The 20099-nt window shown below is 73.4% G+C and carries 17 protein-coding genes and 1 tRNA gene; 7 read left to right on the forward strand and 11 right to left on the reverse strand.

From position 1 onward, the window contains the following. The 4 genes from ACWGUG_RS03080 to ACWGUG_RS03095 are packed head-to-tail and all read right to left on the reverse strand — an operon-like array spanning position 1 to position 3943. Positions 1–1395, reverse strand: coding sequence for an FtsW/RodA/SpoVE family cell cycle protein (locus tag ACWGUG_RS03080; RefSeq protein ID WP_336393990.1), 1395 nt, complete (start codon positions 1393–1395; stop codon positions 1–3). Continuing rightward, positions 1392–2630 (reverse strand): PP2C family protein-serine/threonine phosphatase, encoded by a 1239-nt coding sequence (locus ACWGUG_RS03085; RefSeq protein ID WP_336393989.1) that lies wholly within the window; start codon positions 2628–2630, stop codon positions 1392–1394. Before ACWGUG_RS03085 ends, ACWGUG_RS03080 begins: the two co-directional genes overlap by 4 nt. An 18-nt stretch (positions 2631–2648) precedes the next feature. Next, a complete protein-coding gene (locus tag ACWGUG_RS03090) occupies positions 2649–3188 on the reverse strand; it encodes an FHA domain-containing protein FhaB/FipA (RefSeq protein WP_336393988.1) in 540 nt (179 codons plus the stop codon). Continuing rightward, positions 3185–3943, reverse strand: coding sequence for a DUF3662 and FHA domain-containing protein (locus ACWGUG_RS03095; protein WP_336393987.1), 759 nt, complete (start codon positions 3941–3943; stop codon positions 3185–3187). The genes ACWGUG_RS03090 and ACWGUG_RS03095 overlap by 4 nt, the downstream gene beginning before the upstream one ends. Positions 3944–4098: 155 nt before the next feature. On the opposite strand from ACWGUG_RS03095, the gene ACWGUG_RS03100 reads away from it, so the two are divergent. The 6 genes from ACWGUG_RS03100 to ACWGUG_RS03125 all read left to right on the forward strand — a co-directional run bounded on the left by ACWGUG_RS03100 (position 4099) and on the right by ACWGUG_RS03125 (position 12455). Further along, a tRNA-Leu gene (locus tag ACWGUG_RS03100) sits at positions 4099–4182 on the forward strand. Between the two features lie 154 nt (positions 4183–4336). After that, entirely contained in the window at positions 4337–6706 is a 2370-nt protein-coding gene (locus ACWGUG_RS03105) for an FtsX-like permease family protein (RefSeq protein WP_452323802.1), read from the forward strand. Then, positions 6703–9387, forward strand: a complete 2685-nt coding sequence (locus ACWGUG_RS03110; protein ID WP_452323803.1) for an FtsX-like permease family protein — start codon at positions 6703–6705, stop codon at positions 9385–9387. Before ACWGUG_RS03105 ends, ACWGUG_RS03110 begins: the two co-directional genes overlap by 4 nt. A gap of 4 nt (positions 9388–9391) precedes the next feature. Further along, the gene (locus ACWGUG_RS03115) at positions 9392–10402 is read left to right on the forward strand and encodes an ABC transporter ATP-binding protein (protein WP_452323804.1); all 1011 of its coding nucleotides are present in this window, start codon (positions 9392–9394) and stop codon (positions 10400–10402) included. Beyond that, positions 10399–11100 (forward strand): ABC transporter ATP-binding protein, encoded by a 702-nt coding sequence (locus tag ACWGUG_RS03120; protein ID WP_452323805.1) that lies wholly within the window; start codon positions 10399–10401, stop codon positions 11098–11100. The genes ACWGUG_RS03115 and ACWGUG_RS03120 overlap by 4 nt, the downstream gene beginning before the upstream one ends. Before the next feature lie 2 nt (positions 11101–11102). Next, positions 11103–12455 carry a hypothetical protein gene (locus ACWGUG_RS03125; protein ID WP_452323806.1) on the forward strand — a complete coding sequence of 451 codons (1353 nt, stop codon included), beginning with the start codon at positions 11103–11105 and terminating at the stop codon, positions 12453–12455. 386 nt (positions 12456–12841) lie between these two features. On the opposite strand, the gene ACWGUG_RS03130 is transcribed toward ACWGUG_RS03125, so the two are convergent. Genes ACWGUG_RS03130 through ACWGUG_RS03145 form a run of 4 tightly spaced genes read right to left on the reverse strand, consistent with a single transcriptional unit; the run spans position 12842 to position 15314 of the window. Next, on the reverse strand, positions 12842–13387 hold the full coding sequence (locus ACWGUG_RS03130) for a hypothetical protein (RefSeq protein ID WP_452323807.1): 546 nt from the start codon (positions 13385–13387) through the stop codon (positions 12842–12844). Next, complete coding sequence (locus ACWGUG_RS03135; RefSeq protein ID WP_452323808.1) at positions 13384–14088, reverse strand: hypothetical protein; 705 nt, start codon at positions 14086–14088, stop codon at positions 13384–13386. The genes ACWGUG_RS03130 and ACWGUG_RS03135 overlap by 4 nt, the downstream gene beginning before the upstream one ends. A 35-nt stretch (positions 14089–14123) precedes the next feature. Beyond that, a complete protein-coding gene (locus ACWGUG_RS03140) occupies positions 14124–14624 on the reverse strand; it encodes a GNAT family N-acetyltransferase (RefSeq protein ID WP_336393978.1) in 501 nt (166 codons plus the stop codon). Between the two features lie 57 nt (positions 14625–14681). Further along, a complete protein-coding gene (locus ACWGUG_RS03145) occupies positions 14682–15314 on the reverse strand; it encodes a GntR family transcriptional regulator (RefSeq protein WP_336393977.1) in 633 nt (210 codons plus the stop codon). Between the two features lie 360 nt (positions 15315–15674). On the opposite strand from ACWGUG_RS03145, the gene ACWGUG_RS03150 reads away from it, so the two are divergent. Then, a complete protein-coding gene (locus ACWGUG_RS03150) occupies positions 15675–15881 on the forward strand; it encodes a cold-shock protein (protein ID WP_109208752.1) in 207 nt (68 codons plus the stop codon). A gap of 93 nt (positions 15882–15974) precedes the next feature. Here the strand turns inward: ACWGUG_RS03150 and ACWGUG_RS03155 are convergent, their stop codons facing one another. Genes ACWGUG_RS03155 through ACWGUG_RS03165 form a run of 3 tightly spaced genes read right to left on the reverse strand, consistent with a single transcriptional unit; the run spans position 15975 to position 20098 of the window. Further along, positions 15975–18050 (reverse strand): bifunctional lysylphosphatidylglycerol flippase/synthetase MprF, encoded by a 2076-nt coding sequence (locus ACWGUG_RS03155; protein WP_452323809.1) that lies wholly within the window; start codon positions 18048–18050, stop codon positions 15975–15977. Between the two features lie 40 nt (positions 18051–18090). Then, the gene (locus ACWGUG_RS03160; RefSeq protein WP_452323810.1) at positions 18091–19386 is read right to left on the reverse strand and encodes a hypothetical protein; all 1296 of its coding nucleotides are present in this window, start codon (positions 19384–19386) and stop codon (positions 18091–18093) included. Next, positions 19379–20098, reverse strand: coding sequence for an HAD hydrolase-like protein (locus tag ACWGUG_RS03165; protein ID WP_378879354.1), 720 nt, complete (start codon positions 20096–20098; stop codon positions 19379–19381). Before ACWGUG_RS03165 ends, ACWGUG_RS03160 begins: the two co-directional genes overlap by 8 nt. Position 20099: the final 1 nt, after the last annotated feature.

Genomic DNA, 20099 nt, shown 5'->3' on the forward strand with positions numbered 1-20099 from the left:
TCAGCCGATCACCACCCGCGGACGGCTGCGCACCGCGTCCGAGATGCGCAGCAGCAGCGCGACGATGATCCAGTTCGCCACGAGCGACGACCCGCCGGCCGCGAGGAACGGCGTGGTGAGGCCGGTGAGCGGGATGAGGCGCGTGACCCCGCCGACCATGATGAACACCTGCAGCGCGATGGTGAACGACAGACCGGTCGCCAGCAGCTTGCCGAAGTCGTCCTGGCCGGCCAGTCCGATGCGGATGCCGCGGCTGGTGAACACCATGTAGAGGCACAGGATGGCGAAGACGCCGATGAGGCCGAGCTCCTCGCCGAGCGCCGGGAGGATGTAGTCGCTCTCGGCGACGGGAGTCAGGTAGGGCCTTCCCTGACCGAGTCCCGTGCCGATGAGGCCGCCGTTGGCCATGCCGAACAGGCCGTTCACCAGCTGGTAGCTGGAGTTGTCCATCAGCTCGGGGTTGAACGCGTCCAGCCAGTTGCGGAAGCGCCCCTGCACGTACGGCAGCACCTGCGACGCCAGGGCCGCGCCGGCGGCGGCCAGCAGCACGCCGATGAGCACCCAGCTCGTCTTGCCCGTCGCGACGTAGAGCATCGCGACGAACATCCCGAAGATGAGCAGGCCCGTGCCGAGGTCGCGCTGCATGACGATAATGCCGAGCGAGACGAGCCAGATCACCAGCAGCGGTCCGAGCTCGCGCGCCCGCGGCCACGTGATGCCGAGGAAGCGGGTGCCCGTCGAGGTCAGGCTCTCCCTGGTGCGCACCAGGTATCCGGCGAAGAAGATGCCCAGCGCGATCTTGGCCAACTCGCCCGGCTGGAACGAGAAGAACCCGAGCGAGACCCACACGTCGGCGTTGGCGTCCGTTCCGAGGCCCGGGATGATCGGCAGGATGAGCAGCAGGATGCCGACGAAGCCGAAGATGTAGGTGTACCGGAACAGCACCCGGTAGTTGCGCAGGAACATCACCACGAGGATCGCCGCCACCAGCGCGATCGCCGCCCACGCCAGCTGCCTCGTGGAGTACGCGTTCCAGCCGTGGCGGTCCCAGTGCAGGTCGAGTCGGTAGATCATCGCGAGTCCGAGACCCGTGAGGATGGTCGCGATCGGCACGACGAAGGGATCCGCGGCGCGGGCGCGCAGGCGCAGCAGGATGTGCAGCGCGATGACCAGCGCGGTCAGCCCGCCGCAGTAGACGAGGAAGGTCCAGTCGATCGCGCCGAGCGCACCGAGCTGGACGAGGGCCACCGCCGAGCCGTTGATGAGGAAGGCGAACACCAGCAGCGCCAGCTCGCGGTTGCGCTGCGTCTGCGGCACGCGCAGGCGGCGCAGCGCGCGGATCACCGCGGTGTCGGCCGCGACCGGATCCGCGGGCGTGCTCGTGGACGCGCTCATCCGGCTCCTCCCGCCAAGTCGCTGATGTCGGCGACGATACGGCGCGCATCTGAGAGGGAGCTCGCCGAGATCGTGCCCTCCACGGTCGCTCGCGCGAAGTCCGAGAGATCGTCCAGCGGGATGCCGGTGTCCTCGTACGGCGTCGACAGCGAGATGGGTCCGATGTTCTGCTGAACGCCCTGATAGATGACCACGGTGTCCTCGTCGGCGCCGACGAAGTACCGGGTCTGCGTCCACTGGTAGCCGATCCACGCGGCCCCGGCGAGCAGGGCGAGCACGAGCGCGACGCCCGTGATCCAGCCGATTCGGCGGCGGCGGGCACGGCGCCGGTCCTCCTCGATGAGCTCCTCGAGGAACTCGGCCGCCGGCTCGAAGTGCGTCGGCTCGTTGGCCGCCTGGCGGTTCGGGTGCAGCCAGCTCGACCGCCGCGGGGCGGCCGCGGGCACCTCGACGCCGACCGGGTTGGACGCGGAGCCGACGATCGTGGGGGTGCCGGAGAAGAGCGGATGCTGCCCGCCGACGTCGACGAGCACGATCGTGACGTTGTCGGGGGCGCCCCCGTCGAGGGCCTGCTTCAGCAGGGTGTCGGCCGTCCGGCCGGGGGCCAGGCCGAGGCTGAGGGCCTTGGCGGTGTGCGGGTCGTCGACGACGCCCGACAGCCCGTCGGAGCACAGCAGCCAGCGGTCGCCCGGCTGCGTCGGCATGATGAAGGTGTCGAGCTCCGGGTCGGCGTCCATGTCGCCCAGCACCCGCATCAGCACGGAGCGGCGCGGGTGGTAGCGGGCCTCTTCCGGCGTGATGCGTCCCGAATCGACGAGGCGCTGCACGAACGTGTGGTCGGTCGTGATCTGCGTCAGGGCGCCGTCGCGGTAGAGGTAGATGCGCGAGTCGCCGATGTGGGCGATCACGGCGTAGTCGTCCACCATGATGAGCGCGCTCACGGTCGTGCCCATGCCGGCGAGCTCGGGCCGGACGTTCACGGTGTCGATGAGGTCGACGGCGGCGTCGGCGATGGCATCCCGCAGCGCCCGTTCGGCCTCGGCCGTCGAGTCGTACGGCCGGTCGAGGGCCTCGAGCCGCGCGATCGCGAGGCTGGAGGCGACATCGCCGCCCGCATGCCCGCCCATGCCGTCGGCGACCACGAACAGGTTGGAGCCGGCATAGCCGGAGTCCTGATTGTTGGAGCGCACCTTGCCGGTGTGCGAGATGGCGGCGCTCGAGCCCTGGAAGACCATGTGCGAGGAGTCCGCCCGCTACTTCCGCAGCTCGAACGTCGTCGCACCGACCTTGATCGGAGCGCCGAGGTTCACGGGGACCGGGGCGGTCACGCGCGCGCCGTCGTGCCAGGTGCCGTTCGTCGAGTCGAGGTCCTGGATCATCCACTGGTCGCCCCACAGCACCAGACGCGCGTGGTGGCTGGACGTGTAGTCGTCGCGCACGACGAGCCCCGACTCGCTCGACCGGCCGATCGTGAGCGGCTCGTTGCCCAGGGGCAGCTCGAGCCCCGTCTTCGGCCCGCTCGTGATCACGATGCGCGCCGCGGTCGAGGTGGTCGCCGGTCCGCGCGGCGTCGGCGGGAGCGGTGGGGGGGCCTGTCCGACGGCCGACGTCGCGGCCGAGGCCGAGGCGGCGGGCGCTGCGGCCGGCCCGGCTGCAGCGGCTGCGGCATCCGGCATCCGCCTGACCTTCACGCCGAACAGGTCGGCGCGCAGCGAGTAGACCACGCCGAAGACGAACGCCCACAGCAGGACCAGGAAGCCGATGCGCAGCAGGAGCAGGGTGAGCTCGCTCATGCCAGCGGCCCCCTCTCCCGCGCGTCGTACGGCGGCGCGTCGAAGACGCGGGTGGCGTCCTCGGCGGGCGCGGCGGGGCGTGGGGCGGCGGCCTGCGCGACCACGCGGAAGACGATGTCGGTGCGGCCGATGCGCACCGTCGAGTCCGGCGCGAGCGCGCCCTCGGTCACCTTGCGGCCGTCGAGCATCGTGCCGTTGGTCGAGTTCAGGTCGCGGACCATCGCGCGCTCGCCGTCCCACAGGATCTCGACGTGCTTGCGGCTCGTGCCGGAGTCGGCGACGGTGATGTCGGCGTCGCTCCCGCGTCCGATCACTGTCCGCGACTTGGTCAGCGGGATGCGGCGGCCCTCGACGTCGAGCACGCCGCGCCATGCCACCCGTCCGCCCTGCGCGGCGGTCGACTCCACCCGCAGCGTGCCGGTGGAGAGCTGGTCGTCGCGCCGCAGCGAGATCGAGACGGGTCCGGCGAAGGAGTAGCCCTGCGCCTTGGCGTGCTTGTGCACGAGCGTGTCGAGCTCGTGCGTGAGCGCGTCGCCGAGGTTCGACATGCGGTCGTCGTCGGCCGGCGAGAGCAACACCGTGAAGGTGTTCGGCGCGAGGATGCGATCCCGGCTGACCACCGCGGCTTTCTTGTCGAGCTCGCTGCGCAGGGCCGATGCGATCTCGACGGGCTGGATGCCGCTGCGGAAGGTCTTGGCGAACGCGCTGTTCACGGCGCGTTCGAGACCTTTCTCGAAGCTGTCAAGTAGTCCCACGGAGCTCCTCTTGAGGGGGGTGCCGGTTGCTACATGCTAGTTGCACAGCCTGTACCCGTCGTGGATCGCCCACGCGACCAGGCGAGTTCGGACCCGGCGGCGACGCATGATATCCTCGGGAAGTTGAGTTTCGCGGGATCTCGATCCCGCGGCTCGCGCGAGTGGCGGAATAGGCAGACGCGCTGGCTTCAGGTGCCAGTGCCCGAAAGGGCGTGGGGGTTCAACTCCCCCCTCGCGCACAGCAGGCCCGTGAGGTCCCGGAAGGGGCCCCACGGGCCTTTGCGTTTCTCGGGCGCGCCGGGAGACCCCGCTCGATCGCGGCTCGCCGCCCGCGTCGGTTAGGTTCGGAGGCAGCCCACGTCAGCGCCAGACGAACCGCGGAGGACCGAGCCCATGCCCGATCGCCGCGCCGTCTCCTCCGTGCGGCTGCTCGCGGCCCGTGGTCGTGCGCGCGCCGGGCTGCTCGTGAGCGCCGCGGCTGCCGTCGCCGTCGCGGTCGCCACGGTGTGCCTGCTGCCGGCGACGCTCGCCCGCGCGGTCGCCGCGGCGGGAACGCCCGCGCCCCCCGGGGTGGAGCGGGACGTCGTCGCCGCACAGGTCGCGGAGGGCGCCGCCGCCCTCGCCTCCGCCGTTCCCGCTCTGGTGATCCTGGTCGCGCTCCTCGCCGGCACCGCCGTCGCGCAGCTGGCCCGCCTCGTCGCCACGGCGCGGGAGCAGGAGACGGCGGCCATCCGTGCGCGTGGCCTCTCCGGCGCGCAGGGGTGGACCGCCGACGCTGTCGAGGGCGCGTCGATCGCCGTCGCCGGTGCGCTCATGGGCGTCGTCCTCGCCGCCGCGGCCGCCGCGGTCACCGGTTCCGGTCCGGCCGAGGTCTTCCTGCAGTGGCCGTGGGCGGCTGCTCTCGCCGTCGCGCTGGTGGCCGTGTTCACGGTCGCCCTGCGCCGAGGCGAGCGGCGCCGCGCCACCGCTCGCGCCGCGGGTGCGACGACAGGCGCTTTCGTGGTCGTGGTGCTGCTGGCCGCGGCGCTGGTCGTGTGGCAGCTGCCGCAGGGCCGGGGCGCCGGGTTCGACCCGATCGTCGCCGTCGCTCCCGCCGTCCTGCTGCTGGCGGGAGCGATCCTGGCGCTGGCCGTCTTCGGCGCCGGTGCGGCCGCATGGACCGGAGCCGCCGCGGCGATCCCGTCGCTCGAGCCCGCATACCCGGCCCGGCAGGTCGCCCGCCGCCTTCCGGTGTACGCGGTGGCCGTGCTGCTGGTCGTGCTCGCGGTCTCGCTGACGGTGTTCGCCTCCGCCTACTCCGCGACCTGGCGCGCGATGACGTCGGACTCGTCGGCGCTGCGCGCCGGCGCCGACCTGCGCGTGGACACCGCTCCGCAGTCCGTGTCGCCCGGCGACGTCGCCGCCGCCGCGGAAGTGGAGGGGGTGGATGCCGCGGCCCCCGCGCTGACGGCCCTCCTCGAGGTCGGCGAGACCACCGCCCCGCTGGTGGCGGTGCCCCTTCCCGCGGTCGGACCCGTCGTCGCCGCGGCCGGCGGTCTGGTCGACAAAGCCGCCCTGGCCGCCGCGGCGACGGTGCCCGACGCCGTGGCCGCGCAGCCGCTGCCACTGGGCGAGGCCGCGCGCGGCATCCGGGTCAGCGCGCTGCTCTCGGGCCCCGCGTCCCTCCCCTCGGTCACGGTCTTCGCGGTCCTCATCGACGACACCGGAGCGCCGGCTGCGGTCGCCCTCGACGAGACCGGCCTGCAGCCGGCGACGGACGGCACGGTGGTGCTCACCGCCGAGGCGTCGCTGCCGCCCGGCACCGCGCCGTGGCGCCTGCTCGCACTGGCTGCCGGCACCGGCCCGACGTTCGCCGACCGCACGGTGACGGTCGAGCTCACGCAGGTCGAGGCGCTCGGGGGTTCGGCGCTGGACGCCGCGGGAGAGGTGACGCTCGGTGACGGTTCGCGGGACGCCGTCGTGTGGCTGGCCGACGGTGGCGTGCTGGCGAGCGGCGCCGATGCGCCGCCCCTCGCGGCCGTGGTCACGACGGCGTTCGCGGCCCGGCTCGGCCTGGCCCAGGGCGATGCGTTCGAGTTCCGCTACGACGGCACCGGTCGGCGCGGGGGCGCCGTGGTGTCCGCCATCGTGTCGGCGGTCCCCGGCGCGACGAGCCCGGTCGCCGTGTTCGCCCCGCTCGAGAACCTCCTGGTCTCGCAGCTGCAGCGCGGCACCTCCATCGTGCCGCCGAACTCGGTGTGGGCGTCGGGTGCGCCATCCGCCGACGAGTTCAGCGCCGTCCTGGGCGATCGGCCCGTCGCCACGGCCGCTCCCGGCACCGCCGCCGCCCTCGTGGGCGCGCTCATCCCCGCGTGGTGGATCGCCACGGCGGGGGCCGCAGTGCTCGCGCTGGTCGCGGCGTTCGCGATCGTCCAGACCCTCGCGCTCGCGCGCCGCCGCGAGGTGGGCGTGCTGCGCGCCCTCGGGGTGACGCCGCGACGCCAGGGCGCGATGCGCGCGGCCGAGCTGGGCGGCGTGCTGGGCGCGGCTCTCCTGCTGGGGGTCCCGGCCGGACTGCTCGCCTCGTGGCTCGTCGTTCCGGGGATCGTGCGGGCGGTGACGCCCGGCGTCCTGCCGCTGCCGACCGGCGTGACGCTGGCCTGGCCGCCGCTCCTGCTCGGGCTGGCCCTGCTTCTTCTGGGCCTTGCGGCGATCGTCGCGCTCGCCGCAGCCGGCGCGGTGCGGGATGCGCGCACGGCCACGGTCGGCGAGGAGGCGCGATGAGCCGCCGCGTCTCGACGCGCGCCCTGGTGGCGCACCACCTGCGTTCGCATGCGGGAGGCGGCGCGATCCTCGGCCTGCTCGTGCTGGTGCTGTCGCTGCTCGCGACGGCCGCGCCGCTCGCGCTCGCTCAGCTCGGCGACGCCACTGTGCGCGACCGGATCGACACGCTGTCGCCGACCGTGCGGGACGTCGTCTCCACCACGCCGGGGCTGCCGCAGATCGGCGGGGATGGACTGTCCCTCGAGACCGACGAGGTCTGGGCGCCCTTCCTCGGCGAGCTCGAGCGCGTGCGCTCCACCGCCGATCGGCCGCTGCCGGCCGTGCTCGGCGCTCCCGTCGCGATCGCGCGCACGGCCCCCGCGCCCCTCGCCGAGGATCCGAGGACGCGTCAGCTCTCCGTCGCCTACTCGCCGGGTTTCTCGGAGCGCGTGACCGTCGTGGAGGGTCGACTGCCAGAGCCTTCGGCGGGCGAGGGCGCGAGCGTCGAGATCGTGCTCTCCGTCGACACGGCCGCCGAGATGGAGTGGCCCGTCGGCGAGGCGCGCACGATCGGCCGGCCGGCGCAAGAGCCGATCGGTTTCCTCCTAGTCGGAGCCTTCGAGCCGGCCGATGAGGCCGACGACTTCTGGCAGCACGCGACCTCGGTGCGCGAGCCGAACATCTTCGACGACGGCAATGCGCCGCGGGTGGTCACCGGCACCGGATTCGCACACCCGGCGGCGCTCGCCGACGCGTACCGCTTCTCGACGGCCCAGACGACGGACGCCTGGTTCCCGGCCGACGTCGCGGCCATCGCCGCCGACGACGCCGAGCACGCCGCCGCCGCCCTCCGCAGGCTCACCTCCGTCTCGCAGGTGATCGGCACGACGGCCGGTGGCCCAGGCATCCTGGGGGTGCGTTTCGAAGCGGAGATGACGGCCGAGCTCGAGTCGGCGCTCGCGCAGCAGGACGCCACCGTGGGCGTCATCGCCATGCTGGTCGCGGGACCGGCGGGAGTGGCCGCGGCGGTGCTGGTGCTGGCATGCCGGCTCATCCTCGAGGGCCGGCGGTCCAGCATGCGGCTGCTGTCGGCGCGCGGCGCCTCCACCGCACAGCTGCGGCGCCTCGTGGGCACCGAGGCGGTGCTGTGGGGCACGATCCCGGCGCTGCTGGGCGCAGCGGCGGCGCTCCTCGTCGGCGTGCTGGTGGGCATCACTCCCACTCCGGCTGCGCTCGTGCCCGTCCTCCTCCTCGGCCTCGCGCCGATCGGGATCCTCGCCGTCCTGGCTCCGTCGGCCGCCGAACGACCCCTTCGCGCCGATCTCGGTCGCCGCGGCTCGCGATTGCGCGGCATCACCGAGGGCGCCGTCGTCGTCCTCGCTCTGCTCGCGCTGACCCTGCTGTTCGTGCGCGGCTACTCGGACGGCGTCGACGTGCTCCTCGCGGCGACCCCGCTCCTCCTCGCGCTGGTGGCGTGCCTGGTGACGCTCCGGCTCTACCCGATCCCCCTGCGGGCGGTGTTCCGCCGTGCGCGCGCCGGCACGGAGCTCGACGGCTTCCTCGGGTCGGCCCGCGCGCTGCGCGAGCCTTCCATCGGGCTCACGCCGGTGCTCGCGCTCGTGGTCGGCGTCTCGGTCGCCGTCTCCAGCGGCGTCCTGCTCTCGGCCCTCCAGACCGGCGTGGCCGACGCCTCGCGTGCGCGGATCGGCGCCGACATGCGCGTGGCCGGTTTCGTGTTCACGCAGGAGCAGCGCGAGCGCGTCTCCGACGTCGACGGGGTCGCCGCCGTGGCGTGGCTCTCCGGCGGGGAGCCGGCGCGGCTCGACATCGACGGTGCGGACGAGAGCACCGTCGTCTTCGTCGCCGACACGGCGACGCTGCGCGAGGTGCAGGGCGACGGGCCGGGGATGCTGCCGCCGGGCGTCACGCCGCGCCCCGGCGCGGAGCCCCTGCCGCTCGTCGCCTCGGCGGCGGCCGCGCAGGAGATCGGCAGCCCGGACGACCTGCTCCTGGACGGCGTGGCGGCCGAGGTCGTGGGTGTGACACGCGGGCCCGTCCCCATCGGCGCGCGTGAGGACTGGGTGCTGATCGACTCGACCGCCGCGGAGGCCGTGCTCGGCAGCGTCTCCAGTGCCCGCACCCTGCTCCTCACGCTCGATGCCGAGGCCGACGCCGATGCCGTCGCAGAGGGCGTGCGGACGGTACTGGGGCAGGGGGTCCGCATCGACACCGTCTCTCAGGTCGCCGGCGGCATCGAGTCGGGACCGGCGGTGCAGGGCGTGCGGGCGGCGCTGCTCATCGCGACCGGGACCGCGGCGCTGCTCAGCGCGCTGGCCATCGTCATGACGCTGGCGCTCGCCGCAGCGCCGCGGGCGCGACTGCTCGCCCTGCTGCGCACCCTCGGCGCGCGGCCCCGCTCTGCGACATCGCTCGCGCTGTGGGAGATCGGTCCGCCGGCTGTCGCCGCGATCATCGCGGGAACCGTCTTCGGCGCGGTGGTGCCCGTCGTGGTCATGGCCGCCGTCGACCTGCGGCCGTTCACGGGGTCGTCCGTGGCGCCCGCGTATGCTCTGGACCCGGGCATCCTGGCGCTGACCCTCGGGGGCTTCGTCGTCGCCGCGGTTCTGCTCACCGCGCTGGCTCTCGTCGTGTCGCGGCGCGTCGGCGCGGCGGGCGCGCTGCGCACTGTGGAGGAAGGATAGGGCGATGGCGCTTCGAGGTGCAGAGCGGCAGCAGCCGGACGGCGGGTCCGCGTCGGCGGCGCGCGCCGCCGGTCGGCCGGGGGGTGTCCCGGACGCCGACATCCTGTGCGCGGACCTCGTCCGCATCTTCAAGGTGGCGTCGGGCTCCGGGCCGGGCGTCGAGGTGCAGGCGCTGCAGGGACTGAATCTCCGCGTCGACCCGGGCGAGCTCGTGGCGGTGGTGGGCGCGTCGGGGTCGGGCAAGTCGACGCTCCTGGCCATCCTCTCGAGCCTCGATCAGCCGTCCGCGGGGGTCGCGTGGGTGGCCGGGCATGACCTGCTGACGATGAGGGAGAAGGAGCGGGTGGCCTTCCGCCGCCGCAGCGTCGGGTTCGTCTGGCAGCAGACCTCCCGCAACCTCCTGCCGTACCTGTCGGCGAGCGAGAACGTGGCGACGACGCTGGCGATCGCCGGCACCGAGTCGGCCCGCGGCCGGCGGGCGCGCGTCGCGGAGCTGCTGGATCTGCTCGAAGTCTCGCACTGCGCCGAGCGTCGTCCCGCCGAGATGTCCGGCGGCGAGCAGCAGCGGGTCGCGATCGCGGTAGGCATCGCCAATCAGCCCCGCGTGCTCCTGGCGGACGAGCCGACGGGCGAGCTCGACGACGCCACGAGCGCCCACGTCCTGGAGGCCATGCGGTCGGTGAACCGCGAGCTCGGGGTGACGACGCTCATCGTCACGCACGACCCGGGCGTCTCGGAGCACGTCGCACGCACCGTTCAGATCCGCGACGGACGCACGTCGACCGAGGTGCTGCGCTCGACGCGGGTGGACGAGCACGGCGCCGAGGAGCACGTCGCAGAGGAGTACGCCGTGCTCGATCGCGTGGGTCGCCTGCAGCTGCCCGATGAGTTCGTCGCCGCCCTGGACCTCCGCGACCGCGTGCGGCTCGCGCTGGAGGCCGACCATGTGGGCGTCTGGCCCGGTCAGGGACGGCGGGACGAGGCATCCGTCGACGAAAGCGAGGATCGGACATGAGCGTGGCGCTGCGCGGAGAGAGGCTGAGCCGCACCTTCCGCTCGCCGGCGGGCGAGCTGCACGCGTGCGTGGATGTCGACATCGAGGTCGCCGAGGGCGAGCTGGTAGTGGTGCGCGGGGCCTCCGGAGCGGGCAAGACCACGCTGCTGAACCTGCTCGGCGGGCTGGACCGCCCGACGTCCGGGCGGGTGTGGATCGGGGATGACGAGGCCACCGCCCTCGGCGAGGACGAGCTGGCCGCGCTCCGCCGGGAGCGCCTGGGATTCGTCTTCCAGTCCTTCGGTCTGGTGCCGATCCTCTCCGCCGCCGAGAACGTCGAGGTGCCCCTGCGCATCGCGAAGACGCCGCCCGCCGAGCGGGCCGCGCGGGTCGCCGAGGCGCTCGCGCTCGTGGGGCTGGCGGATCAGGCCGCGCAGCGCCCGAGCGAGCTCTCGGGAGGGCAGCAGCAGCGCGTCGGCATCGCGCGGGCTATCGCGGTGAGGCCGAGCGTCCTGCTCGCGGACGAGCCGACCGGGCAGCTCGACTCCCGCACCGCCGCCACCGTCATGGACCTCATCGGCGAACTCGTGCACGCGCGGGGCCTGGCCGCCGTCGTCACGACGCACGATCCGCTGCTCGTTCAGCGCGCCGATCGGGTGATCGAGCTGCACGACGGCCGGGTGACGGACACGCGCGTCCAGCGCGCGGCTGAGGTGTGAGCATGCGCGCGATGATCGTGCTCGCGGGGCGGCTGATCGTCGCGCACTGGCCCGCGCTGGTCGCGTGGTATCTCGCGGGGACGCTGGGCCGGTACGCCGGCATCCAGCTCGCCGGGTTCGTCGGCGGCTACTCCGCGATCGGCGGCATCCTGCTGCTTCCTCTCGCCATCCTCGCGAAGCTGGTGAGCGTCGTCGCGATGCTCCTGGTGCTCCGCGACGCGATGCCGCGCCTCGGCGTGATCGCACCCGCCCCGGTGGATCGGCTGACGCGGCGCCGGTCGTTCCGCGACGCGCTGCTGTCGGCGACTCTCCCGTTCATCGCGGTGTACGCCCTGCTCGGCTTCCTGGTGGAGGATGTCGCGGCCTACCTCGACGCGGCGCTCATCGTGAAGACCGGTCGCGAGGCGATGGCGGTCGTGGCCGGGGTGGAGATCGACACGTCGGGCACGGTGGACCACCTGACGTTCGAGCCGTGGACCGTCGGGGTCGTCGTGCTCGCGTTCGCCGGTCGCTGGGCGTGGAAGCGGTGGCAGAAGGCGCTGCCGCGGTGGACGTCGATCGTCGCGACCTACCTGGAGGCGCTCTGGGTCTTCCTCGCGGCGTACTTCATCGGCGAGGCGATCGGGCAGCTCACGGGGTGGATCGAGGCGCGGCAGGCCATGGTGTGGCTCGCGGATGCCCGGGAATGGGTCGGCGGATGGTTCGCCCCGCTCGGCTGGGCGTGGGACGCCGTGGGATGGCTCATCGCACAGGCCGGCGTGGTGCTGATCGTGCCGCTGGCCTGGCTGACGATCGCCGGCGTCGTCTACGGCCAAGCCGTCTCACCCCAGGGGCTCACCTGGGAGAGCCCGCTCGCGGAGCGCGCGCGCACACGGTACGGCGCCATCCCGCAGCGGCTCCGCCGACGGCTCGGCGACCTCGGCTCGGAGGTCGGGTCGCGATTCCGGCCGCTGTGGAAGGCGGTGGTGCTGATGTGGCGCGGCGGCCCCATCCTCATCGGCGGGTACGTGCTGCTGTACTCGCTCGTCCTGCTGAGCGAGCAGCTCCTGCGCATCGGCCTCACGCGCCTGGTCGGTCCTCAGGACTTCGAGACGTTCTGGCTGGTCGCGGGGACCCCGCTGCTGCTGCTGGTGCCGCTCGTGATCGAGCCCGTGCGCACGGCGCTCGTCGCCAGCGCGTACGACGCCACCGTGGGCGTGCTCATCGGCGAGCCGGTCGTCGCGTCAGGGGACGACGACGAGTCGGAGGAAGGCCGGCAGCTCGTCGACGACGGTGAGCTCCACGCCGAACGGGCCGGCGGCGTCGTCGGGGATGAGGAACGGCGCGGCGACGGTGTAGGGACCGTCGGCGTCTGAGACGCAGGCCGTCGGCCGGTCGTAGTCCCAGTCCACCGCCGACGCGGCATCGTCCCACTGCCGCTGTGCGCCGTCGAGCTCCCGGAGCACCGGCGTCGAGCACGCCACGGGGTGTCCGCCGGGATCGACGGGGACCTCGACGACGACCACCCTCGCGCCGGGCGGCAACCCCGCCTCCGCGTCGGACGGCAGCTCGCGGAGCGTCGCCGGTCCCCACTTCATCCCCGCCCAGTCGGCGCCGGTGCCCGCCGGCACCGTCGTCGGGACGACAGGGCGCGACTGGTTCACCAGCCACCACTCGCTGCCGCCGATGACCAGGGCCGTGACCGGCAGGAGGACGGCCACCGCTCCAAGCGCCACCGCGTTGCGCCGCCACCAACGTCGGCTCACCGCTGCACCCACCCCTCGGCCAGGAGCTCGACCTCGTTCGCGCGGTCGAGGGTTCCGAGGTCCACGGGCACCTCGACGAGCGAGTCGAGGCGGGTCTCGGCATCGACGGCCAGTTGCAGCGTGCCGGCGCGATCGGCGAGGTCGGCGGGCAATTCGAACGCGAGGCTCCCTTCGCGAGGGATGCCGACGGCCAGGGGCGAGCGGAACATCGACGCGGGCCGCTCGCTCGCCCGGTAGGTGACGCCGTCGATCACGAGCGCGGCATGCGCGAGAAGCGCCCCGCGCTCTTCCCGCAGCGCCTGCGCGCGGAGGTCGACCACGAGCCAGGTGCCGTCCGCGTACCAGCCGCCCGCGACGGCGCGATCGCCGAGCCGGAGGTCGGTGACCGTGACGGCGAGGGCGCGTCCTGTCGCCTCCTCGCCGATCGCCGCCGGCACGGCGAACGACGCCTCGGCGGCCTCGTCGCCGGGGGTGAGCTGCACGACACCCCAGGCCGCCGCGAGCAGCGCGACACCGATCACCCAGCTCAGCCAGAGCCTCATTCCCCGCCCTCCGCCTCGTCGGTCGCCGCATCCGCCTCCGCCGCGTCGGCACCGGCACCGACGTCGGTCAGCCCGACGCTCATCCGGGCCGCCGTCACCGGCGTGTCCCACCACTGGCCCGACACCACCAGCGCGCCCGTGCGCAGCGAGAGGTCTCTGAGCTCGACGTCGACGTTCTCGGCGGTCTCGAAGCGCTCCGCGTCGACCGCCCAGGCGAGAACGAGCTGCGCCGGCACCCTCGGCTGCAGGTACGGCGAGACGGTGGTGTCGTCGAACCGGGCGACCGAGTCGGCGGGCACGTCGCCGAGCTCGGGGATGCGCACCGCCGCCGTGATCCCCCCGCTGCCGGCCGACGGCTGGGCGCGGTCCCATACGTTCTCCGCGGTGAGCACGAGGGTGAGCACCCGCTCGCCGGCCTCGACGGTCACGCCTGCTTCGGGGAGCTCATCGATGAGCACGGCCCGTTCCACGGTGAGCGCGAACTGCTCGTTCTGGTGCGTCTCGCCGGCGTTCAGCTCCGGCACGGGCGGCACCGCCGCTTCGGCGAGACCTCCGAAGGCTGCCGTCGCGGTGAGGAAGGCCGCCGTCAGGATGCCGGCGAACCAGCCGGTCGGCACCCGGTCCCAGGCGCGCGACACCCATCGCGCGCGCTCGGCCTCTTCGCCCCCCGGCGCGGAGGACGAAGGGGCGCCGGAGGTCACGCGCACATCCTATGGTGGCGAGAGCCCGAGGAGCCTCAGCCGCCGCCCAGCCCGTCGAGGGCGGGAACGAGCGTGAACACGATCTCGTCGATCTCGCGACCGACGCCCGGGGCGTAGTCGGTGTTGCGGGAGACCTCGGTGAAGCCCGCCTTCTCGAGCACCGCGATCGAGGCGGCGTTGTGGGCGGCGGCGCGGGCGAACAGCGGCCGGATCGGCTCGTGGGACACCAGCAGGCGCAGCGCCGCCGTCGCCACGCCCCGACCCCATGCGTGACGGGCGATCCAGTAGGTGACCTCGCGGTCGCCGTCGACGGTGAAGGCGGCGATGGTGCCGGCGAAGCCGCCGTTCTCGGTGACGACGAACGACAGCACGTTCTCATCGGCGCGCTGGCGCTCGATCCACGCGTCGAACGCGGCGCGGTCGTCCGGGTCCTCCGCGGTGAACGCGGCCATCGCGATCGCCTCACGGTCCCGCATCATCTCGAAGATGGCGTCGAGGTCGTCGTCGTCGAGGGCGCGCAGCTCGATGTGGTTCACGCGGACCACGCTATCGACGCGCGATCGCCGCGAGAAGGGCTCGGGCCGGGCCCGCGCTCACGCCAGTCCGTGGATGCGGCGCAGCTGCGCTTCGGCCCGATCCCCGTCACGCGCCGCGAGCGACGCGCGGAAGTCCTCGTACGCCGCCGTGCGGCCCAGCGGGCACTCGATGAAGGGACGCCATCCCCTGAGGTCGCGGCGGATCGCGATCTCGTACTCGCGGATGAACTTCAGCAGCGGCAGGTTTCCGCTCGCGTGCGTGATGACGGCGAAGAACTCGTGGCTGGCGGCCGCGATGGCGGCGGCGTCATCGGAGCGCGAGGCCGCGATCACATCGTCCAGCCGCTCCAGCGCGACGGCGAGCGACTCGTCGTCGGCGCGGACGGCGGCCATACGCACCGCGAGCCCCATGTTGTACGCCACGAGCTCGACGGTGTCGCTCTCGTGATTCGGATACGACACCCGCGTGTACCGGTGCGGCGACACCTCGACGAGTCCGGTGCGCTCCAGCCGCTGCAGCGCCTCGCGCACCGGCGTGCGCGACACCCCGAGCCACTCCGCCAGCTCGTGGTCGCGCAGTCGCTCGCCCGGCGCGAGGCGGCCGTCGAGGATGGCTTCGCCCAGGAGCGCGTACACCTCGTCTCCGAGGACGGCGCCGCGCGGCTCGAGCGGAACGAAGGGGGCGGTCATGGCTGGCACCAGTGTACGCCGCAGGAATCCGCGGCAGAGACCCCGATGAGCGGCGGAATCGCGCGACGACCCGGTCTCGCGGCACGTGGCGGATCGTGGCATCCGACCCTCGCCCATCGGCTGATATATCGGTACGATGTCGATGTCCACGCTTCGGCGTGGCCTATCCGGGGGGATCCGTCGACGCCCGGGCTTCGAGCAAGGCTCAGCCCGGGCGTGCGATGGGCCCGAGACCGCGTCGCCGTGGTCAGTGCAACATTTCTGTCACCATCCGAAGAGGGTCTCGCCGCGCGCACGCGTCTTCACTACGTTGGAGGGACTCGCCGCAAAAGCGACGAGATCACAGAAGAACGGCAAGTAATGAGCACGCAGGGCACCGTGAAGTGGTTCAACTCGGAGAAGGGCTTCGGGTTCATCGCTCCCGACGAAGGCGGCGCAGACGTCTTCGCGCACTACAGCGCCATCCAGTCGGGTGGCTACCGCTCCCTCGAGGAGAACCAGCGCGTCGAGTTCGAGATCGCGCAAGGACCCAAGGGCCTCCAGGCCGAGAACATCCGCCCGCTCTGAGTCGAGCGGGCCGATCGCCTCGTGCGATCGGTGAGCCGCGGCGTCCGCGCTTGGCTGCGGATGCCGCGGCTCTCGGGTGCCGTCCGCGTGCTGTCAGTCGCGGTCGCCCCGGACGAGCTCCATCCCCGCGCCGGCGAACTGACGCAGCGTGGCGTCGGGGAGGAACGCACGGGTGAGCGCGCCCCCGATGCGGGTCAGGTCGCTCTCGTCCCGGTACAGCAGGTACATCGTCTCGTACCGCGGGTGGAACTTCTCCTTGAACCGGTGGAGCGACCGGAATCCGTAGACCGGCTCGAGAGCGTCGGCGAGCTTGTCGCTGAGCGCGGCGATCATCCCGGCGTCGGGGGGATAGTCGTGCGCGAGCGGCGCTCCCGACAGCGACATGATCTCGGCGCCCTCTTCCGAGAACAGCTTCGCCGACGACCCGATGAGGAACTCCATCACGGGCGCGAAGCCGCCGTCGCGTCGTCGCATGAGATCCAGCGTCCAGCCGCGTGGCGTGCCCTCGGACCCGTAGACGGGAAGCCACGACAGGAAGCCATCGACGTCGCCGTTCGGCGCGATCGCGAGCGCGAGCCGCACCTCGGGGTCCTCCGCCTCGGCGAGCGTGCCCAAGGTGAAGCCCATCTCGGGAAGCCCCTTGTCGCCGACCCACATCTCGGAGATAGCCCGCAGCTGCTGCTGCACGCCCCAGGGCTCGTCCTCGAGGCGCGTCATCCGGAAGGTCATCTCCTCGCGGCCGGCGCGGTTGAGCGATGAGCGCACCGAGTTCCACCGCTTGCCGGTGAACTCCAGCCCCGGCAGGTCCACGATGGTGTCATCGGCGACGACGAGACTGCGCCATGACGACGGCACGGCTGCGCGCGTGCGCTCGTCGGCGCTGAAGAAGCACGGCACCAGTCCCGCGACTTCGGCGGCGTGGATGAATTCGCGGACGGATGCCTCCCGCGAGGCGGGCGGCCCGAGCGGGTCGGCGAGGGCCAGGGCGACGCCGGCCCGGCGCTGGTACGCCACGATCCCGTCGGCGGCGCGGGCGTAGCTGTTGCCGTCCCACGTCGTCATCCACGACAGCGTGCCGCCGCCGTGCGCGTGCAGCATCCGTTTGACCTCGTCGACGTCCGGGGTCGGCTGCTGCCCGATGCTCGACGTCCGCCGTGCGCGGAACGCGCCGCGCACCCAGACCAGGTAGACGAGCATGAGCAGCCACAGCAGGCCGCTCGCGAGCGCGAGCTCGGTTTCGCCGTCGATCGTGGCCTCGAGCTGGGCCTCGCTCGCGATGATGATCGCCGCGACCACCGCCAGCCCCGTCAGCACGTTGATGGCCGCCAGCACCACGGCCACGACCCAGGTCCACCGACGGCCGCGCCGCAGGCCGTTGGCGACGACGAGGATCACGACAGCGTCGATCGCGAAGTCGATCAGGCCCCCGGAGACGGGTTCGGTCGGGCCGAAGGGGCCGTCGGTCGGCACGACGATCGTGATGAGCTGGACCGCCCCGAGCACGAGCAGCGCCATGAACGCGATGAGCCGCTGCTCGCGGACGGTGGTGCGGCGGATGCGCAGGGACCGGTCGACGAAGAGGATGAGCAGCACGGCCAGCAGGTGCTCGAGATCGGCGAGGGCTCCCCAGAACAGCATCGCGACGAAGACGAACCCGAGCAGCAAGAGCCAGGCGCGCACCCGCCACGGGGCCCGCAGCAGTCCCGCCGCCGCGGCGAGGCACGCCATCGTCCCGCCCGACGCGCCGACGTCGAGCGCGGCGGCCTGCTGCTGCGCCCATTCCCACGGCAGGGCCGACAGCGTCCACAGCACGAGGGCGGCGGCGAAGATCGCGAAGAGCTGCCCCACCCCGTAGTACGCCAGCGCGACGCGTGATCCGCGATGCAGTTCGAGGTACGCCATGCCCGCGAAGGAGGCGATGGTGAACAGGTAGACCCAGGGCAGGTCGACGAAGAACGTGCCGGTGACGGGCGTCCACCACCGGCCGTCCTGCAGCGCCGGAAGGCCGTACGCGACGACGTCGAACAAGTCCGACTCTTCGAACGGTCGCCACAGCCCCTGCCACACGATGCCCGCGACGAGGACGAGCGCGATCATCGTGAGCGTCGCGGGGATCCTGGCTGCGCCCGCGAGGGCGCGGTTCGGTCGCTCGGGCGCCCCGTCGCTCATGGGTTCACGATAGCGGCGGAGACCGGCAGCCTCAGCGGCCTCAGCTGCGGCGCGTCTCGCCGTGGTCGCCCGGCGCGACCGCGGTGCGTGCGAACTCGGCCAGCGACCTGGCGTCCTCGGCGTCGCGCATCGCCCGCCGGGCCGCATCCAGCGCCTCGACCGGGTCTTCGGCCTGACGCGCCTCGGCGAGTTCCCGCTGCGCCGAGATGAGGCGGGCCCGAGCGTCCGCTCCGGCATGGGCGTGGGAGACGGATGCCTCCGCCTGCGCGATCGCGCCGCGCGCGGCGGCGAGGGTGCCGGGCAGGGCGGTGCGCGCGCCCCGCAGGCGCTGCTGCGCGGTCCGGGCGTCGCCCAGCGCGATGTCGAGCCGGCTGCGCAGCCGCGCGATGGCGTGGACCGCACGGGTGGGGCACCGCGCGGCGTCGTCCTCGATGCGGTCCAGCTCGTCCGAGATGGCGTGCAGCTCGGCGCCGAGGCGCTCGGCGTCGGCGATCTCGAGGTGCTCGCGCGTCACGGATGCCTGGCGCAGCGCCGCACGCGCCGCCGACACCTCTTCGGGCACGGCCTGCGCCGCCTGCAGCACCAGCCGGTGGGTCTCCTCCAGGCTGCGGGAGTCGACCTCTGCCTGGCGCAGCGCCCGCTCCGCCGCGGCGAGGTCGGCGAGGGCGCTCAGAGACGGGTCTCCGGCCCGGGCGGCCGCGTCGTCGAGGTGGCGTCCCGCCGCCGCGGACCCTTCCAGCGCGGCACGCGCCGCGCGCGCGGCATCCCGCCACTCCTCCTCGGCGAAGCGCGACGACAGGTCGGCCACCAGGGCGGCCGGGTCTCCCATCGACGCGCGGAGCGCGGCGAGACGGCGACGGGCGGCCTCGACCTGGCCGGCGGCCGAGACGTTCGACCGGACCCACGCGGCGTGCTCGGCGCGCGCAGACGCGACCTTGGCCAGGGCCTCCTGGGCGTGCCGCTCGATCCGCGACGAGGCGCGGCGGATGTCGGCCGGCGTGAGGCCTTCGTCGCTGAGGTCGCGGTACTCCTCGAACGACGCGTCGCGGACGTGCTGCGCGGTCAGCCGCGCCCGCCGCAGCGACGGCGGCGCGTCGCCGCCGTACAGCGCGCCCGACAGCCCGACCTCGAGCTCGAGTTCGGACACCGCGTCGTCGAGGCGCACCAGCGCGGCGCCGGCGCGGCCGCGCTCCTTCTCGGCCGCCGCGCGCGCCCGCGGCGACCGGCGTGCGCGGCGCACCCCCCAGGCGATGGCGGCGATGGCGAGCGCCGTGACGCCGAACACGACCAGGGCGGGCACCACCCACCCCAGGATCGCGGCGACGATCTCAGCCATCGGCGCCCACGACGACGTCCTCGGCGGCCTCCGATGCCTGCTCGCCGACGAGCAGCAGTGTGCGGAGCTGGTCGACGTCGTCGACCACCGCCTGGGCGCCCTCCGACTCGTGCGGCCAGCTGAATCCCCAGCGGACGAAGATCACCGGCACACCCTGCTCGGCGCCCCCGTCCACGTCGTGGTGCCGGTCGCCGACGAGCACCGGGCGGCTGATGTCGGCGCCGGCCGCGGCGAGGCGGCGCAGCGCCTCGGCGACGATGTCGGACTTGGCGCTCAGGGTCCGTTCGTCGGGCGTCGCCCCCACGATCGCGGTGAGCGAGGGCGACAGATCGAAGTGGTCCATCAGCGCGTCCACCTGGACCTCGGGCTTGGAGCTGGCCGTGGCCTGCGGGATGCCGGCGGCTGCGACGTCGGTGATCAGCTCGGCGATGCCGGGGAACAGCTTCGCCCCCGTGGTGTAGCCGTCCTCCTTGCCGAGCCGGCGGTAGAACGCCACGGCCTCGGCGGACTGCTCCGGCGTCATGCCGACGTTGACCTGGAAGGACTCGTACATCGGCGGGCCGATCCAGTGCACGAGCTCGGCGCGGGTCGGCGGGCGCCTGCCGAAGTGCTCGAGGCAGATCGTGAGGCGCCGCAGGATGCCGTCGGACGCATCGACGATCGTCCCGTCCACGTCCCAGAGCACACAGGTCCACGGCGATCGACTCGGCATG

The organism is Microbacterium sp. NPDC055455 (assembly GCF_053619935.1).

Excerpts from the sequence above, each read along its gene's own strand:
- ACWGUG_RS03105 (WP_452323802.1), top strand. The coding sequence starts at position 4,337 with ATGCCCGATCGCCGCGCCGTCTCCTCCGTGCGGCTGCTCGCGGCCCGT.
- ACWGUG_RS03125 (WP_452323806.1), top strand. The coding sequence starts at position 11,103 with ATGCGCGCGATGATCGTGCTCGCGGGGCGGCTGATCGTCGCGCACTGG.
- ACWGUG_RS03165 (WP_378879354.1), bottom strand. The coding sequence starts at position 20,098 with ATGCCGAGTCGATCGCCGTGGACCTGTGTGCTCTGGGACGTGGACGGG.
- ACWGUG_RS03110 (WP_452323803.1), top strand. The coding sequence starts at position 6,703 with ATGAGCCGCCGCGTCTCGACGCGCGCCCTGGTGGCGCACCACCTGCGT.
- ACWGUG_RS03130 (WP_452323807.1), bottom strand. The coding sequence starts at position 13,387 with ATGAGGCTCTGGCTGAGCTGGGTGATCGGTGTCGCGCTGCTCGCGGCG.
- ACWGUG_RS03090 (WP_336393988.1), bottom strand. The coding sequence starts at position 3,188 with ATGAGCGAGCTCACCCTGCTCCTGCTGCGCATCGGCTTCCTGGTCCTG.
- ACWGUG_RS03160 (WP_452323810.1), bottom strand. The coding sequence starts at position 19,386 with ATGGCTGAGATCGTCGCCGCGATCCTGGGGTGGGTGGTGCCCGCCCTG.
- ACWGUG_RS03150 (WP_109208752.1), top strand. The coding sequence starts at position 15,675 with ATGAGCACGCAGGGCACCGTGAAGTGGTTCAACTCGGAGAAGGGCTTC.
- ACWGUG_RS03115 (WP_452323804.1), top strand. The coding sequence starts at position 9,392 with ATGGCGCTTCGAGGTGCAGAGCGGCAGCAGCCGGACGGCGGGTCCGCG.
- ACWGUG_RS03085 (WP_336393989.1), bottom strand. The coding sequence starts at position 2,630 with ATGGTCTTCCAGGGCTCGAGCGCCGCCATCTCGCACACCGGCAAGGTG.
- ACWGUG_RS03155 (WP_452323809.1), bottom strand. The coding sequence starts at position 18,050 with ATGAGCGACGGGGCGCCCGAGCGACCGAACCGCGCCCTCGCGGGCGCA.
- ACWGUG_RS03145 (WP_336393977.1), bottom strand. The coding sequence starts at position 15,314 with ATGACCGCCCCCTTCGTTCCGCTCGAGCCGCGCGGCGCCGTCCTCGGA.
- ACWGUG_RS03080 (WP_336393990.1), bottom strand. The coding sequence starts at position 1,395 with ATGAGCGCGTCCACGAGCACGCCCGCGGATCCGGTCGCGGCCGACACC.
- ACWGUG_RS03120 (WP_452323805.1), top strand. The coding sequence starts at position 10,399 with ATGAGCGTGGCGCTGCGCGGAGAGAGGCTGAGCCGCACCTTCCGCTCG.